This window comes from Acuticoccus sp. MNP-M23 (genome assembly GCF_031195445.1).
Taxonomy (GTDB): domain Bacteria; phylum Pseudomonadota; class Alphaproteobacteria; order Rhizobiales; family Amorphaceae; genus Acuticoccus.
In genome coordinates, this window is the sequence record NZ_CP133480.1 from 2,404,325 (window position 1) to 2,418,896 (window position 14,572).

Annotated in this window: 13 protein-coding genes; 6 read left to right on the forward strand and 7 right to left on the reverse strand. The window is 66.3% G+C overall.

Annotation, left to right across the window (positions count from 1 at the left end):
- Positions 1-66: 66 nt before the first annotated feature.
- Together RDV64_RS11295 and RDV64_RS11300 are read left to right on the forward strand one after the other, a co-directional pair.
- Positions 67-708 (forward strand): alpha-ketoglutarate-dependent dioxygenase AlkB, encoded by a 642-nt coding sequence (locus RDV64_RS11295; RefSeq protein ID WP_309199357.1) that lies wholly within the window; start codon positions 67-69, stop codon positions 706-708.
- Positions 705-1,076 carry a hypothetical protein gene (locus RDV64_RS11300; protein ID WP_309199358.1) on the forward strand — a complete coding sequence of 124 codons (372 nt, stop codon included), beginning with the start codon at positions 705-707 and terminating at the stop codon, positions 1,074-1,076. Before RDV64_RS11295 ends, RDV64_RS11300 begins: the two co-directional genes overlap by 4 nt.
- Positions 1,077-1,142: 66 nt before the next feature.
- On the opposite strand, the gene hemH is transcribed toward RDV64_RS11300, so the two are convergent.
- A complete protein-coding gene (gene hemH / locus RDV64_RS11305) occupies positions 1,143-2,249 on the reverse strand; it encodes a ferrochelatase (protein ID WP_309199359.1) in 1,107 nt (368 codons plus the stop codon).
- A 207-nt stretch (positions 2,250-2,456) separates the two neighbouring features.
- Here hemH and RDV64_RS11310 point away from each other — a divergent pair, with 207 nt between their 5' ends.
- From RDV64_RS11310 to gpmI, 4 genes are all read left to right on the forward strand, one after another.
- A complete protein-coding gene (locus RDV64_RS11310; protein ID WP_309199360.1) occupies positions 2,457-3,470 on the forward strand; it encodes a TRAP transporter substrate-binding protein in 1,014 nt (337 codons plus the stop codon).
- 11 nt (positions 3,471-3,481) lie between these two features.
- Positions 3,482-3,949: a TRAP transporter small permease gene (locus tag RDV64_RS11315; protein ID WP_309199361.1), complete on the forward strand. Its 468-nt coding sequence runs from the start codon at positions 3,482-3,484 to the stop codon at positions 3,947-3,949.
- 5 nt (positions 3,950-3,954) lie between these two features.
- Positions 3,955-5,247 carry a TRAP transporter large permease gene (locus RDV64_RS11320; RefSeq protein WP_309199482.1) on the forward strand — a complete coding sequence of 431 codons (1,293 nt, stop codon included), beginning with the start codon at positions 3,955-3,957 and terminating at the stop codon, positions 5,245-5,247.
- Positions 5,248-5,308: 61 nt separating this feature from the next.
- Positions 5,309-6,820, forward strand: coding sequence for a 2,3-bisphosphoglycerate-independent phosphoglycerate mutase (gene gpmI, locus RDV64_RS11325; RefSeq protein ID WP_309199362.1), 1,512 nt, complete (start codon positions 5,309-5,311; stop codon positions 6,818-6,820).
- 41 nt (positions 6,821-6,861) lie between these two features.
- On the opposite strand, the gene RDV64_RS11330 is transcribed toward gpmI, so the two are convergent.
- The 6 genes from RDV64_RS11330 to RDV64_RS11355 all read right to left on the reverse strand — a co-directional run bounded on the left by RDV64_RS11330 (position 6,862) and on the right by RDV64_RS11355 (position 14,515).
- The gene (locus tag RDV64_RS11330) at positions 6,862-8,583 is read right to left on the reverse strand and encodes an SLC13 family permease (protein WP_309199363.1); all 1,722 of its coding nucleotides are present in this window, start codon (positions 8,581-8,583) and stop codon (positions 6,862-6,864) included.
- A gap of 103 nt (positions 8,584-8,686) precedes the next feature.
- On the reverse strand, positions 8,687-9,913 hold the full coding sequence (locus tag RDV64_RS11335) for a PQQ-dependent sugar dehydrogenase (RefSeq protein ID WP_375143807.1): 1,227 nt from the start codon (positions 9,911-9,913) through the stop codon (positions 8,687-8,689).
- A gap of 170 nt (positions 9,914-10,083) precedes the next feature.
- Positions 10,084-11,178: a sn-glycerol-3-phosphate ABC transporter ATP-binding protein UgpC gene (locus tag RDV64_RS11340; RefSeq protein ID WP_309199364.1), complete on the reverse strand. Its 1,095-nt coding sequence runs from the start codon at positions 11,176-11,178 to the stop codon at positions 10,084-10,086.
- A 10-nt stretch (positions 11,179-11,188) separates the two neighbouring features.
- Positions 11,189-12,244: a carbohydrate ABC transporter permease gene (locus tag RDV64_RS11345; RefSeq protein ID WP_309199365.1), complete on the reverse strand. Its 1,056-nt coding sequence runs from the start codon at positions 12,242-12,244 to the stop codon at positions 11,189-11,191.
- Positions 12,241-13,278 (reverse strand): sugar ABC transporter permease, encoded by a 1,038-nt coding sequence (locus RDV64_RS11350; RefSeq protein WP_309199484.1) that lies wholly within the window; start codon positions 13,276-13,278, stop codon positions 12,241-12,243. The genes RDV64_RS11345 and RDV64_RS11350 overlap by 4 nt, the downstream gene beginning before the upstream one ends.
- Positions 13,253-14,515, reverse strand: a complete 1,263-nt coding sequence (locus RDV64_RS11355; protein ID WP_309199366.1) for an ABC transporter substrate-binding protein — start codon at positions 14,513-14,515, stop codon at positions 13,253-13,255. The genes RDV64_RS11350 and RDV64_RS11355 overlap by 26 nt, the downstream gene beginning before the upstream one ends.
- Positions 14,516-14,572: the final 57 nt, after the last annotated feature.

Here is a 14,572-nt window from a genome sequence, read left to right on the forward strand (position 1 = left end):
TGTGATCTCATCTGGCATGTTTCGCGCCCTGGGACGGAGCGCGGCGTTATCGCGGGGCAAGATGTGATGGTCGAGACGGGGATAGAGGGCGTCTGCTACTGGCCCGCCTACTTTGACGCTTCCGCCCAGCGTGCGCTGGTTGGCGCCGTATCTGCCGTGGTGGATGCCGCGCCCTTCTTCACGCCGCGGATGCCGCGGACGGGCAAACCCTTTTCGGTGCGGATGACCAATTGCGGTCCGCTCGGCTGGGTGTCCGACAAAACATCCTACCGCTACCAGCCATGCCACCCGGAGACCGGCGCGCCGTGGCCGCCGATGCCGGATGCGCTCCTTGCGCTGTGGGACGACGTTGCGGCAGTGGGCGCGCCCGCGGAAGCCTGCCTCATCAACCACTATCCCGCCGGCGCCAGAATGGGCCTTCACCAGGACCGCGACGAGGCCGAGTTTGCCGCCCCCGTGGTGTCCGTTTCGCTGGGGGACAGTGCCGTCTTCCGTCTCGGCGGCACGGTGCGCGGCGGCAAGACCACCTCGCTGCGCCTCAAGAGCGGAGACGTGATCGTGTTCGGCGGTCCGGCTCGGTTGATCTACCATGGGATCGACCGTGTGCTGAGCGGTTCTTCGACGCTGCTTGCGGGCGGCGGTCGCTACAATCTCACCTTGCGCCGGGTCACGCCGCTCACCGGCAACGCCGCAAAGGAGGCCCCATGAACGGATTTTTCGTGCTCGCGTGCGTCATCGCTTTTCTGGTCGTATCGGGACCGGCACGCGCGGGTGAGGCGGTGGTGGAAGGCGTCGTCGTACGGCCGGACGGCGCCGGCACCTTTCGGTTCGACGTGACGGTCCGCCATGCCGACACCGGCTGGGACCACTACGCCAATGCCTTCGTGGTTGGCGCCGACGCTGCAACCTTGTTCGGCACGCGCACGCTCCACCATCCGCATGTGAACGTACATCCCTTTACCCGCAGCCTTGGCGGCGTTGCGGTTCCCACCGGGACCGCCACGGTATCGGTGTGGGCGGTGGACAGCGTGCACGGCGCCGGGCCTCCGGTCACAGTCACGCTGCCGCGTGAATGAGAGGCTTCTGCCGGACATTCATGAGCAGCCCGGCGCGATCCTGCCCGCCGCCTCCAATTGGTGCGGTCAGATCCAGCCCATCAGTTCGCGGCGGACGACGTGTTCGATCACACGCATTCCGTGGTCCGAATCGTTGAGGCAGGGCACGGCGGAAAATTTTTCGCCGCCTTCCTCGTAAAAATACTCGGCATTCTCGCCGCCGATCTCTTCCAGCGTCTCCAGACAATCGGCGACGAAGCCGGGGGTCATCACGGCAAGCCGCTTCACACCCTTGCGGGCAAGGCCCTTGATGGTCTCGTCGGTGTAAGGCTGCAGCCATTCGGCCGAGCCGAAGCGGGACTGGAACGTCACCATCAGTTTTTCTTCGGGCCAGCCCAGCCGTTCGCGCAGGAGGCGGGATGTCTTGTAGCAGTGGCAGTGGTAGGGGTCGCCCTTGAGGTGATAATCCTTCGGCAGGCCGTGATAGGACGTGACCACCAGCTCCGGCTCGAAGTCGAGACTGGCGAGGTGGTCCTCCAGCGAACGGGCCAGCGCGTCGATATAGACCGGGTCGTCACAATATTGGGGCACGGTGCGCAGCGCAGGCTGCCAGCGGAGCTTCATCAGCGCCTCGAACGACTTGTCGTTCACCGTTGCCGTGGTGGCTGCCGAATATTGCGGGTAGAGCGGCATGATCAGGATGCGCTCGCAACCGCGCTCCTGCAGGGCCTTCAGCTTTTCCTCGATGGGGGGCAGGCCGTAGCGCATGGCCCATTCCACGTCGATCTTCGGCTCGTCGCCCATCAGCTCGGAAAGCTTGTCGGACTGGCTGCGGGAGATCGTCTTCAGCGGGGATTCGTCCAGCTCCTTGTTCCACACCTCATCGTAGGCGCGGCCCGAGCGCTTGGGGCGCGTGGTCAGGATCACGAGGTTGAGGAGCGGCCACCACACCGCGCGCGGCACTTCGATCACGCGCCGGTCGGACAGAAATTCGCGCAGATAGCGCCGCATCGACCAGTAATCCGTCGCCTCGGGCGTGCCGAGGTTGACGAGCAGGACGCCGATCCGCCCGAAATCTACCCGCGGGTGGCCCTTGGGCACGGCGCCGGGCAGGCCCGAATGGGGCGCCGGGCGTGGCTTTTGCGCGGCATCCGCGGTGTCAGCGGCAGGGGGGGCGTAGGCTTGTGCGTCCATGGGATCCAAAATAGCAGCAACTGCGCAACTTTCGAGTCGCGACAAAGCCCTGCGACGATCAGGGCGCGTTTCACGAAAGCGCGGCGGCCCCCTCGTGCGGGGAACCGTCGACAGATGGCGCGGATCGTGAATAACCTCAACCCGGAAGGTTTGTCGCGGCTGCATCCTTATGTCGCGCGGAACCGCAAACGAACGAGGTCTTGCGCCATGTCAATCCTGCGCACAATCGGCGCCGCCGCTGTCATCGCTGCGGCACTCCCTGCGGCTTCACTCGCTGCCGACACCACGCTCACCGTCTCGAACTGGCTGCCGCCGAGCCACCCCATCGTGCGCGATATCATCATCCCCTGGGGCGAGGCGGTGTCCGAGGCGACCGAAGGGCGGGTGGCCGTGGAGGTGATGGCCGCCCCCATCGGCAAGCCGCCCGCGCAGTACGACCTCGTGGCCGACGGTGCGGCCGATATCGGCTTCGGCGTTCACGGCTACACGCCCAACCGCTTCGGCCTCACCACCATTGCCGAGCTTCCGTTCCTGACGGACAGCTCCGAGGCGCTGTCCGTCGCCTACCAGAATGTGCAGGACGAATTTCTGGCGCCCGCCGACGAGCACAAGGGCGTCCACCTGCTCGCCGTGTGGGTCCACGGCCCCGGCAACATCTACACGACCAGCGCGACGGTCGGCTCGGTGGCCGATCTTGAGGGCAAGAAGATGCGCGTGGGCGGCGGCCTTGCCAACATGGTTGCCCAGCGGCTCGGCATCGTGCCGGTTTCCGCGCCCAGCCCGCAAGTCTACGAGATCCTCTCCAACGGCGTCGCCGACGGCATTCTCTTTCCGCCGGAGTCCGTGCCCTTCTTCAAGATCGACAGCGTGTTGAAGCATGGCGTCGACGTGCCCGGCGGCCTCTACAACACCTCCTTCTTCATGATCATGAACGAGGGCACCTGGGACGACCTGTCCGATGCGGACAAGGCGGCGATCGACGGTGTGTCCGGCGAGGCGCTGGCCCGCCGGGCGGGACAGGCCTGGGATGCCGCCGATGCGGCCGGCCAGGAGGCCATGAAGGCCGCAGGAATGGACATCTCCACCGCCTCGGACGATTTCATGGGTGAGATCGAAGGCAAGATGGAAGGCATCGACAAGGTGTTTCTCGATGCCGCCGAGGCCAAGGGCATTGACGGTGCAGCAGCGCTTGCGGCGCTGAAGGAAAAAGCCGGCTCCTGAACAGCGCACAAATGTCTTTCCAACCCATCGGCCGGTGGCTCCTCATGGCAGCCGCCGGCATTCTCCTTGTTGCGATGATGATGCTGACGGTGGTCGACGTGATCGGCCGCTACATTTTCGCCGCCCCGGTGGCCGGTGCCTTCGAGGCGACCGAAGTGATGCTGGCGCTGGCGATCTTTGCCGGTCTGCCCATTGTCACAGCGCGCGGCGAGCACGTCTCCGTCCGCCTGTTGGTCGACCGGTTGCCCCGCCGTCTGCAACTGGCGCTCGATGTGTTCAGCGACCTTCTGGTCGCGGTGCTGCTGGCGGGCGCGGCCTGGCTTCTCTACCAGCGGGGCGCAAGCCTTGCCCGCTTCGGCGACAGCACGGTGCTCCTCCACATCCCGCTGGCGCCGGTGGCGTTTGCGCTGGCGGGGCTTGCCGCAGTCGCTGCATTGGTTGGCCTGTGGAAACTCGGGCGGATGGCGGTTCGCCCGTGAGCGGGATCGAGCCGTGGGTGCCGGGCCTCCTCGCGCTTCTGGCACTCATTTTCGTGGGCGTTCCCATCGCCTTTGCCATGGGGCTTGTCGGAACGGCCGGACTGGTGCTGATCCTCGGCCCGCGCGGCGCACTGTCGATTGCGGGGCAAACGCTGTTCGACACCGGCCTTTCCTACACGCTGTCGGTGGTACCGCTGTTCATCCTCATGGGCAATTTCGTCACCCGCGCCGGGCTGTCCGACAAGCTCTATGCCGCCTGTTATTCGTGGCTTGGCGCGCGGCGAGGCGGTCTTGCGATGGCGACAGCCGTTGCCTGCGGCGGCTTTTCGGCGGTGTGCGGCTCGTCACTCGCCACAGCGGCCACCATCGGCAAGGTGGCGCTGCCCTCCATGCGCCAGTACGGCACGTCGGACAGCCTGGCCGCCGGGGTGATTGCGGCGGGCGGCACGCTCGGCATCCTCATTCCGCCTTCTGTCATTCTCGTCATCTACGGCGTCACCACCAACACCGACATCGGCGCGCTGTTCATCGCGGGCATCCTGCCCGGCGCGCTCGGCATCCTCTTCTACATGGCGGCAGTGCGGGCCACCTGCGCCATCAACCCCGCCGCAGGCCCGCGCGGCCCCAGCACCACCATGGCGCAAAAACTCGTCGCCACTCGCGGCGTCCTCGGCATCCTTGCGCTGTTCGTTCTGGTGATCGGCGGCATCTATGCCGGTATCTTCACCGCCACCGAGGCCGCCGGCGTCGGCGCGTTCGGCGCCTTCCTGATTGCGCTGTTCAGCGGGAAACTCACGCTGGCGGCCTTCGGCGAAGCGCTGGCGGAGACGGCATCCACCACCACCATGATGTTCACCATCCTCGCCGGGGCGCTGATCTTCGCCAACTTCGTCAATATTGCAGGGTTGCCGGCAGCGCTCAGCGGCTTTCTGGAGAGCGCCGCGCTGCCGCCCTATGCGGTGCTGGCGCTGATCCTCGTCATCTACCTCCTTCTCGGGATGGTGCTGGAATCGCTGTCCATGATCCTCCTTACGGTGCCGATCTTCGCGCCCATCGTGCAGGCGCTCGGGTTCGATCTCGTCTGGTTCGGCATTCTTGTGGTGGTGATGACCGAAATCAGCCTCATCACACCCCCCGTCGGCCTCAACGTGTTCGTGCTGAAATCCGTCATGCCGGATGTGCCGCTGGGGGCCATCTTCCGCGGCGTGGTGCCGTTTGTGGTGGCCGACATCGTTCGGGTCGGTCTCATCCTCGCGGTCCCCGGCATCGCGCTGTGGCTGCCGAGCCTGATGGGATGATCGGTGTTCCGCTTTGGCCGCGGACACATTAGATCCGGGGGAGAACAACGGAGACAAGCCCATGCCGACGCCCACGATGCTGATGATCCTCGACGGCTGGGGCTGGCACGAGGAACGGGAGGGCAACGCCGTCCTCCAGGCCGACACGCCCAACTTCGACCGGCTGTACGCGGAAAACCCGCACGCCTTCCTCATCACCTGCGGCCCCGCTGTGGGTCTGCCGGAAGGCCAGATGGGCAATTCGGAGGTCGGCCACCTCAACATCGGCGCAGGCCGCGTGGTGAAGCAGGAACTGCCGCGGATCGACGACGCCATCAAATCCGGCGATCTGGCCGCCCGCATCGAGGCGACCGGCCTTGCCGCCCGCGTGAAGGAGACCGGCGGCAGGGTCCACCTGATGGGCCTCGTCTCGCCCGGCGGCGTCCACGCCCATCAGGACCACGCCGTCGCGGTTGCGAAGATCCTCGCCGAACAGGGGGTGAAGGTGGTGCTCCATGCCTTCACCGACGGGCGGGACACCGCGCCCCGTGGTGCCGGGGATTTTATGGCCGCCGTGGAGAAGGCGCTGCCGGCAGGCGTTGCCATCGGCACTGTCAGCGGCCGCTATTTCGCCATGGACCGGGACAAGCGGTGGGAGCGTGTCTCGCGCGCCTACGACGTGATTGTCAGCGCGAAAGGTGAGCGGGCAGCGACGGCGGACGAGGCCATTCGCGCCGCCTACGCCGCCGACACCACGGACGAGTTCATCGCCCCCACCGCCATCGGAGACTATGCCGGCACCAGCGACGGCGACGCGCTGCTCTTCCTCAATTTCCGCGGCGACCGTGCCCGCGAGATCCTCGACGCGCTGCTCCTGCCCGGTTTCGATGGCTGGGCGCGGGACAAGGTGACGGACTTTGCCAAGGCGATCGGCATGGTCTCCTACGGCAAGGCGCTCGACCCTGTGATGCAGACCCTGTTCGACCCGCAGAACCTTGCCGACGGTCTGTCGGAGACCGTGTCAGCCGCTGGCAAGACGCAGATCCACATGGCGGAAACGGAAAAATACCCGCACGTCACCTACTTCCTCAATGGCGGCATCGAGGCGCCGTTCGACGGCGAAGACCGCGTGATGGTGCCTTCGCCGAAGGTCGCCACCTACGACCTTCAACCCGAAATGTCGGCGCCGGAGCTGACCGAAAAGCTGCTCGCCGCCATCGAGGGCGGCACCTACGATCTGGTGGTCGTCAACTTTGCCAACCCGGACATGGTGGGCCACACCGGCAGCCTTCCCGCGGCCATAAAGGCGGTGGAGACGGTGGACGGTGCGCTGGGCAAGGTGATGGCCGCCATCGAAGGGCAGGGCGGCGCGCTGATCGTCACCGCCGACCATGGCAACTGCGAAACGATGATCGACCCGGAAACCGGCGGGCCCCACACCGCGCACACGCTCAACCCCGTGCCGGTGGTGGTGATGGCAGATGGCGTCACATCCATCCACGATGGCACTCTGGCCGACCTCTCGCCGACGCTGCTGGCGCTGATGGGCGTTGCGCAACCGGACGCGATGACCGGCCGCTCGCTGATTGATTGAGGCGGCCGAACCCCAGGCCCAGCCCTGATTGGGTCCGGAGCCTAGAGCCAGAGCCAGTAGATGACGGTGCTGCTGGCAAGGCCCACGGTGATGTTCATGGGAATGCCGATCTTCAGGAAATCGGCGAAGCGGTAGTCGCCGGCGCCGTATACCAGCGTGTTGGTCTGGTAGCCCACCGGGGTCGCGAAGCTGGCCGAGGCCGCGGCCATCACCGCAACCACGGCGGCGCGGGGGTCGATGCCGGCCTCCAGCGCCAGTGCCACCGCAATGGGTGTCACGATCACCGCCACGGCGTTGTTGGTGACAAGCTCCGTCATCACCGACGTGAGCGCGTAGAGTGCGATGATGAACAGGAACGGGGGCGCACTGGCAAACCACGGACCGACGGCTGACAGGATGATGTCGATCGCGCCCGATTGCTGAAGTCCGAGCCCGATCACCAGCATCCCGAAAATCAGCACCAGCAGGCTGCCGTCGATGGCGCTCCATGCCTCCTCGGCGTCAATGCAGCGCAGAAGCAGAAGCGCGGCCACCGCAATGAGGGCCAGCGCGCCGATGGGGGCCACCCCCAGCGCCGCCAGCACCACAACCGCGGCAGCGGCGCCGATGGCGACCGGCGCGCGGCCGCGGCGGAAGGGCCGCGTTTCGGTGCGGGTGAGGCTGACGAAGGTGTGGCTGCGGCTGAGCCGTGCGACGGCATCGGGTTCGGCGCGCACCATCAACCGGTCGGCCGGGCGCAGCATCACGTCGTTCAGGCTGCGGCCGGGGAGGTGCCGGTCGCGGTTGACGCCAAGGATGGCGATGTCGCGCCCATGAAGCAGCGGCAGGCTGGCAAGCCGTTCGCGCAGACCCCGGCGGCCTGGTGCCAGAAAGGCCTCCACCACCACGGCATCTTCGGAAAAGCCGCCCCGGTCCTTGCCCACGTGGATACCTTCCACGGCGGAAAGGCTCAGGATCTCTTCGCGGGTGGCGGCAATCACGAACCGGTCGCCGGCCTCCAGCGTATACTCCTCAAAATCGTGGCGGATCTGCTCGCCGCCGCGCACCAGCGCCTGCAGCGCGATTCCCTCCGGCTTGAAGAGGCCTTGCGCTGCAACCGTGTCGCCAAGGCCGGCATAGTCCGCGGTGAGGGTGATTTCGCTGAGGAAGGCGCTGCGGTCGTCGGCATCCAGATCGCCCGAGGCGTTGCCCCGTGCCGGCAGCACGAAGCGCGCCAGAAGCGCCATGGTGGCAAGCCCGGCCATGCTGGCGGCAATGCCGATGGGCGTGATCTCGAAAATGGAAAACGGCGCCAGCCCCTGTTCAACCGCAACGCCTGCCACCACGAGGTTGGTGGAGGTGCCGATGAGCGTGCAGGTGCCGCCCAGCACCGCAGCGTAGGAGAGGGGAATCAGCAACCGCGTCGGTGCGATTTTGGCGGTGGCGGCCAGCCGCAGCATCACCGGGATCAGCACCAGCACCACAGGCATGTTGTTGACGAACGCGGACGCCACCAGCGTTCCGCCCAAAATGAGCGCGATGGCGACGCCCGGCCGGGATTCAGCGCGCTTGGTGACAAAGCCGGCCACCCACTCCAGCGTGCCGGTGCGCACCAGAGCGCCGGAAATGACGAACATGGCCGCAATGGTAAGAAGGGCCGGGGAGGCCAGCACCCCGGCCACGTCATCGATGGAAAGCACCCCCAGCGCCACAAAAGAAGCCGCCCCCGCCACGGCAACGCCGCTTGGCGGCATCACTTCCAGGGCGAAGGCGGCAAAGGTCACGGCCAGGATCAGAAGGCCGACGAAAGGCAGGATGGCGTCGATGGGGCTGTTCCGTCACTCGTTTGCGAAACTAGACGCCCCATCGGCACCGCTTGGCAAGAGGTCAGCTGCCGTCCTTCGTCAGACGGACGATGGTGCTCTTGTTCGCCCCACGCTCCTCGGTGACGGCATAGACCGCACCATCCGGCCCCACCTTCACGTCGCGGATCCGCTGGTTGAGGGGGACACGGTCCTCGGTGACGACGCGCCCGTCATCGCCGACCTTGAGGATCACGAGACCCTTGGTGACGAGACCGCCCACAAGGTAGGCCCCCTGCCATTCGGGGATCGCATCGGCGGTATATTCGGCCATGCCGGCGGGGCCGATCACCGGGTCCCAATAATAGACGGGCTGTTCCATGCCCTCCATGGCGGTGATGCCCTTGCCCACCGGCGCGCCGTTATACTGGATGCCGTAGGTGATCACAGGCCAGCCATAATTGATGCCGGGCTGCGGCTTGTTCAGCTCGTCGCCGCCGCGCGGGCCGTGCTCGACCGTCCACAGTTCGCCGGCTGAATTGACGATGGCGGACTGAAGGTTGCGGTGCCCGTAGGACCAGATTTCCGGCTGGATGGACGCGTGCTCGGCGAACGGGTTGTCCTGCGGCACCGACCCGTCCGGATTGACGCGGAAGACCTTGCCGAGGCCGGACGTCAGGTCCTGCGCCTGATCGCGGATCGGCGTATCGGACCGCTCGCCAACGGTGATGAAGAGCTTGCCGTCCGGCGCAAACGCAAGCCGCGAGCCGAAGTGCTTGGTGCCGCTGTACGCCGGCGTCTGGCGGAAGATGACTTCCACGCCGTTCAGCGTCGCCTCGTTGCCATCGCCCATCTCCAGCGTGCCGCGCGCGACGCTCGTGGCGTTGCCTTCCGCACCGCGCGGTTCGGCAAACGAGATGTAGACCATGTTGTCGCTGGCAAAGTCGGGGCTGAGCGCCACGTCCAGCAAGCCGCCCTGACCGTCGGACATGACGCGCGGCACGCCTTCGATCTCGGGACCAGCCGACCCGTCGGTGCCGACGATGTGCATGGTGCCCTGTTTGGCGGTAATCAGCATCCGCCCGTCCGGCAGGAACTCCATGCCCCACAGCTTGGGCAGGCCTTCGGCAACGGTTTCGCTGCTGATGGCGGGCTGGATGTCGGACTGGGGGGCGCGCGTCTGGCGTTCGAAGGCCGGGGACTGGTCAGGCGCGTTGGCGGCCGACTGTTCCACCGGCTGCGTGGTCTGCGCCATGGCAAAGGCGGGGACAAGGGCCGTGGCAAGGCTGAGTGCGGCAAGGCGTGATCGCATGGGTGTCGCTCCCGTTCTGGGTTTTGCGCCGGGGGTCGGCGCTTTGATGTCCCATGTGATGCGATCCCCAGCGCCTGCCAGCCTTGACCTCCGGCGCGGGCGCCATAGGACAGCGGTCTCAACCGCCATGTGAGATGTTGTGCCGCAGATCCGGCGGGCTGCCGGACCGTTCAGGCGGTCCTTGCGGTGACGGAAAGGTCCTCGCCATCAAAGACGTGAACGTCTGCGGCATCGTATCCAAGCGCAATGGCATCGCCGCGCGCCACCTTCGCCTGCCCGGGCAGAACCGCCAGAAGCAGTGCGCCGGACGGCGTTCGGGCGTGAACCACGGTTTCGGTGCCCAGTGCCTCCACCAGTGTCACCGTCGCGTGGACGGCGCGCGCGTCGGCCGCATCCACGAGCCGCATGTGCTGGGGGCGGATCCCCACCGTCACCGCCTCACCTTCACGCAGCGCCCGGCGCAGCGGCACGTCGACATGGGCATCGCCGACGAAGGAGAGGCGCGCGCCGGCTTCGCCATTGCCTTCGATGCGGCCGGGGAGGAGGTTCATGGTCGGCGCGCCGATGAAGCCCGCGACAAAGCGGTTCACCGGGGCATTGAAAAGATCCAGCGGTGTGGCGACCTGCTCGATCCGGCCCGCGCGCAGAACGACGATGCGCGAGGCCAGCGTCATCGCCTCGATCTGGTCATGCGTGACGTAGATCATCGTCTTGCCGAGGCGGGCGTGGAGGGCTGCAAGTTCGGCGCGCATGGAAACGCGCAGTTCCGCGTCGAGATTGGAGAGCGGTTCGTCGAGCAGGAAGGCGGTGGGCTCGCGCACGATCGCGCGGCCAATGGCGACGCGCTGGCGCTGCCCGCCCGAAAGCTGGCCGGGGCGGCGCTCCAGGAGCGGCTCGATCTCCAGGAGCCGCGCCGCTTCGGCAATGCGCTCGCGGATCTCGGCCTTGGGCAGGTGCTCGTTCTGGAGGCCGAACGCCATGTTCTGCCACACGCTCATGTGCGGGTAGAGCGCGTAGGACTGGAACACCATGGCGAGCCCCCGGTCGGCGGCGTTGACGGTGGTGACGTCCTTGCCGTCGATCAGGATTTCGCCGGCGGTCGGCCTGTCGAGCCCGGAAATCAGCCTGAGCAGCGTGGACTTGCCGCAGCCGGACGGGCCGACGAACACGATGAGCTCGCCTTCCTCCACTTCGAGGTCGATCCCGTGCAGCACCTTAACGCTGCCAAACTCCTTGGTGATGCCGTTGAGCTGGATGCGGCCCATGCGAAAACTCCTACTTGAGGCCGGCACCGGCAATGCCGGTGGTGATGAAGCGCTGGAGGAATACGAAGACCAGCACCACGGGGATCATCGTCACCACCGTCATCGCCAGGATGTAATGCCACTGGACGTTCAGCTCGCCCGAGAACGAGAACAGCCCCACCTGCAGGGTGTAGAGTTCCTGCCGTGAGAGGACGATGAGCGGCCACAGAAAGTCGTTCCAGCGCCAGACGACCGAAAAGATCGCGAGCACGGCCAGCGCAGGCGCCGTCAGCGGCAAAACGATCCGCCAGTAGATCTGCCACTCGCTCGCCTTGTCCATGCGCGCTGCGTCGAGAAGCTCGTCCGGAATGGTGAGCATGTACTGGCGCAGCAGGAAGACGCCGGTGGGCGTGGCGACGGTGGGGAGGATGACGCCCCACAGAGTGTTGGTGAGGCCAAGGCCCGAAATCACCGAATAGAGCGGGACGAGGATCACCGACAGCGGCACCATCAGGGTGGCAAGGATGATCCCCATCACAGCGCCGCGGCCGCGGAACTCGTACTTCGACAGGGCGAAGGCGGCCATGGAATTGGTGAGGAGGGTGATCAGCGTCGCCATCACGGTGACGAAGACGGAGTTCCAGAGGTAGCGCACGAAGTCGAGCCGCTGGAACGGTTCGGTGTAGTTCTCCGTGGCGAACCCGACCTCGCGCGCGGGGGTGCGCTGCTTGATGTTGACGCGGATCTTCTCGTCCGGCGCGGCGGGGTCGACCATCTGCGCCATGGTGCCGACACGGCGGATCTGCGCGAGGCGGCGGGTGGTGCCGTCCTCCATGGTCACATCGTAAAGGTCGAGCGGCTTGTCGTAGCCGGGCACGGTGACGGCCTGGCTGACGTAGGGCAGGAGCGTCGGCGGGAACTCGGCAAGCTGTGCCGGGCTCTTTAACGAGGAGCCCACCAGCCACAGCGCCGGCCCGAACATGATGATGAGCCCGCCGAACAGCCACACGGTGGTGAACACGTCCGTCCAGTGCCAGCGGCCGCCATGGCCGCGGCGGCGGGTGAGGAAGCGCAGCGCCGCACTCATCGGCCGGGCCTGTTGTTGCGGCGGGAGAGGCCGAGCTGCATCACCGTCAGCACCACCAGAACGCCGCCCATCATGATGGAGGCCGCGGCGGCAAGGCCGGGGTTGCGCAGGATCGAGGCGAAGCCGATCTCGTAGATGTACTGGGTGAGGTACATGGTGGAGGTGCCGGGTCCGCCGCCTGTCAGCACATACACCTCGTCAAACACCTGCACGGCGCGGATCAGCGCCAGCACGATGACGACCAGAAGGTTGGGCGCCAGAAGCGGCAGCGTGATGCGCCAGAAGACGCGAGCCGGGCGCGTGCCATCTATCTCGGCCGCCTCGTACAGGTCCTTGGGGATCGCCTGGAGGCCCGCCAGAAGAATGAGGGCGTAGAAGCCGACGTGGGCCCAGATCGAGACGCCCACGGCGGCGGCGAAGGCGAAATTGCGGTCGGTCAGCCAGTTGGTCTGGTCGCCGCCCATGCCGACGACCACGAGGTTGAGAAGCCCCTCGCGCTGCAGGATCCAGCGCCAGATGAGGCCCACCACCACGGGCGACAGAAGGACAGGAAAGAAAAACACCGCTCGCCAGAAGGAGCGTGCGCGCAGGTCGCGGTTGAGGATGAGGGCGGTCGTCATCGCGACCACGGTGAGGAGCGCGACCTGGACGACGACGAAGGTCGCCGTGTTCCAGACCGCGTTCCAGAACATGTCGTCCTTGCAGGTGGCGGTGTCGAGGTAGTTGGTGCAGTCGGCGAGGCGCTCGTAGTGCTGGGCGCCGACGAAGCTGCGGTCGGCCAGGAAGAGCGCCGTTCCGCCGGTCATCGAGTAGATGAAGTTCACGGCGAGCGGGAACAGCACGAAGATCCCGAAGATCGCCATGTTGGGCAAGAGGAAGACGGCCGCCATCCCGCCGTGGCCGGTCTTCTTCTGCCACGCGCGCAGCGGCCGGTCGATCAGCGACAGGCCCGCCGTCACCGGCGCAATCAGGATTGCGCCGGCTTTTTGTAGGGTGGTCGCCAACGGCCTACTGCTGGGCCTGCGCGACCTGATCGGCGATGTCCTGGTCCATCCGCGCGAAGGCGTCGTCCAGGGTCAGCTCGCCGGCCATCACCTGGCTGATGCGGGTGACGAGCGCACCGTAGTAGACGTTGGCCCACTTCCATGCCGGGAGCGCGGCTGCGTTGGGGGCCACCTCGGCGGAGGCCTCAACGAACTTGCCGAGCGCTGCGGCGACGTTCTTGTCCTCGGTCTGCCACTCGAGCCCGCCGTCCGACACCACGCCGGCGTGGGCGGGCAGGAACAGGGTACGCTCGGAGAATTCCTTCACGACTTCCGGCCGGGCGAGGAATTCCATCACCTTGGCAACGTCCTCGGGGTTCTTGGTGTACTTGATCGCGACCAGCGCGGCGCCGCCGGCAAGGCCGGAGCAGGCGTCGGTGCCGCAGGGCGAGCCGATGGCCACCCAGTCGAACATGTCGCCGATCTTGGTGGAGAGGTTGGCGATCTGCCACGAGCCCGAATAATACATCGGGATTGCGGCGTTGATGAAGTCGTCCGCCGCGGCGCGGTAGGTGGAGCCTGCGGCCGACACCCACACGTCCTTCAGCATCTTGCCGTCGTTGGTCCAGTCGACGAGCTTGGTGGCGAACGTCTTCACGCCGTCGTCAACCGGGGCGGGCATCCCGTCCGCGCCGATGTAGTTGGCGCCGTAGGAGACGTTCGGGCCCGAAATGCGGTGGCCGGAACGGTCGATGGCGAACGCGGCTTCAAGCTCCTGGTCGGCGGCGACCTTGGCGGAGGCGTCCACCCAGTCATCCCACGTGGCGCCCTGGCCGGGCATTTCCACGCCTGCCTGCTCGAACAGCGTCTTGTTGGCGAAGCCGCCGACCAGCGTGAGCTGGGTCATGAAGCCCGGAATGATGTCGGAGCCATCGGGGCGCATCCAGTCGAGCTGGGCGCCGAAATTCTCGCGCCAGTCGTCCGGGTTTTCGAGGTAGGGGGTGAGGTCGAGCCAGTGGCCCGCCTGTTCCTTGATGTTGGTGACGCGGGCGATATCGGGCCCTTCGCCGGCCTGAAGCTGGATCGGCAGCTGCTCCTGGATCACCTTGTAGGCCACGTTGTCGAGCGTGACGTTGATGTCCGGGTTTTCTTCCATGAACCGGTTCAGAAGGTCCTGGATCACTTCGCCTTCGACGCCATCGGAATACCACATCACCCGCACATCGCCGGCAAAAGCCGTGGTGGACAGGAATGCCGTGGCAAGGGCTGCGAGAACTGTTCTCTTCATGGTTTCGTTTCCTCCGTTATTGTCTGTTTTCAGACTTTATAGTTCGACGTTAGCAAG

Bases quoted from the DNA above. Each gene is read 5' to 3' on its own strand.
- RDV64_RS11295 (WP_309199357.1), top strand. From the start codon at position 67: ATGGTCGAGACGGGGATAGAGGGCGTCTGCTACTGGCCCGCCTACTTT.
- RDV64_RS11300 (WP_309199358.1), top strand. From the start codon at position 705: ATGAACGGATTTTTCGTGCTCGCGTGCGTCATCGCTTTTCTGGTCGTA.
- hemH (WP_309199359.1), bottom strand. From the start codon at position 2,249: ATGGACGCACAAGCCTACGCCCCCCCTGCCGCTGACACCGCGGATGCC.
- RDV64_RS11310 (WP_309199360.1), top strand. From the start codon at position 2,457: ATGTCAATCCTGCGCACAATCGGCGCCGCCGCTGTCATCGCTGCGGCA.
- RDV64_RS11315 (WP_309199361.1), top strand. From the start codon at position 3,482: ATGTCTTTCCAACCCATCGGCCGGTGGCTCCTCATGGCAGCCGCCGGC.
- gpmI (WP_309199362.1), top strand. From the start codon at position 5,309: ATGCCGACGCCCACGATGCTGATGATCCTCGACGGCTGGGGCTGGCAC.
- RDV64_RS11335 (WP_375143807.1), bottom strand. From the start codon at position 9,913: ATGCGATCACGCCTTGCCGCACTCAGCCTTGCCACGGCCCTTGTCCCC.
- RDV64_RS11340 (WP_309199364.1), bottom strand. From the start codon at position 11,178: ATGGGCCGCATCCAGCTCAACGGCATCACCAAGGAGTTTGGCAGCGTT.
- RDV64_RS11345 (WP_309199365.1), bottom strand. From the start codon at position 12,244: ATGAGTGCGGCGCTGCGCTTCCTCACCCGCCGCCGCGGCCATGGCGGC.
- RDV64_RS11355 (WP_309199366.1), bottom strand. From the start codon at position 14,515: ATGAAGAGAACAGTTCTCGCAGCCCTTGCCACGGCATTCCTGTCCACC.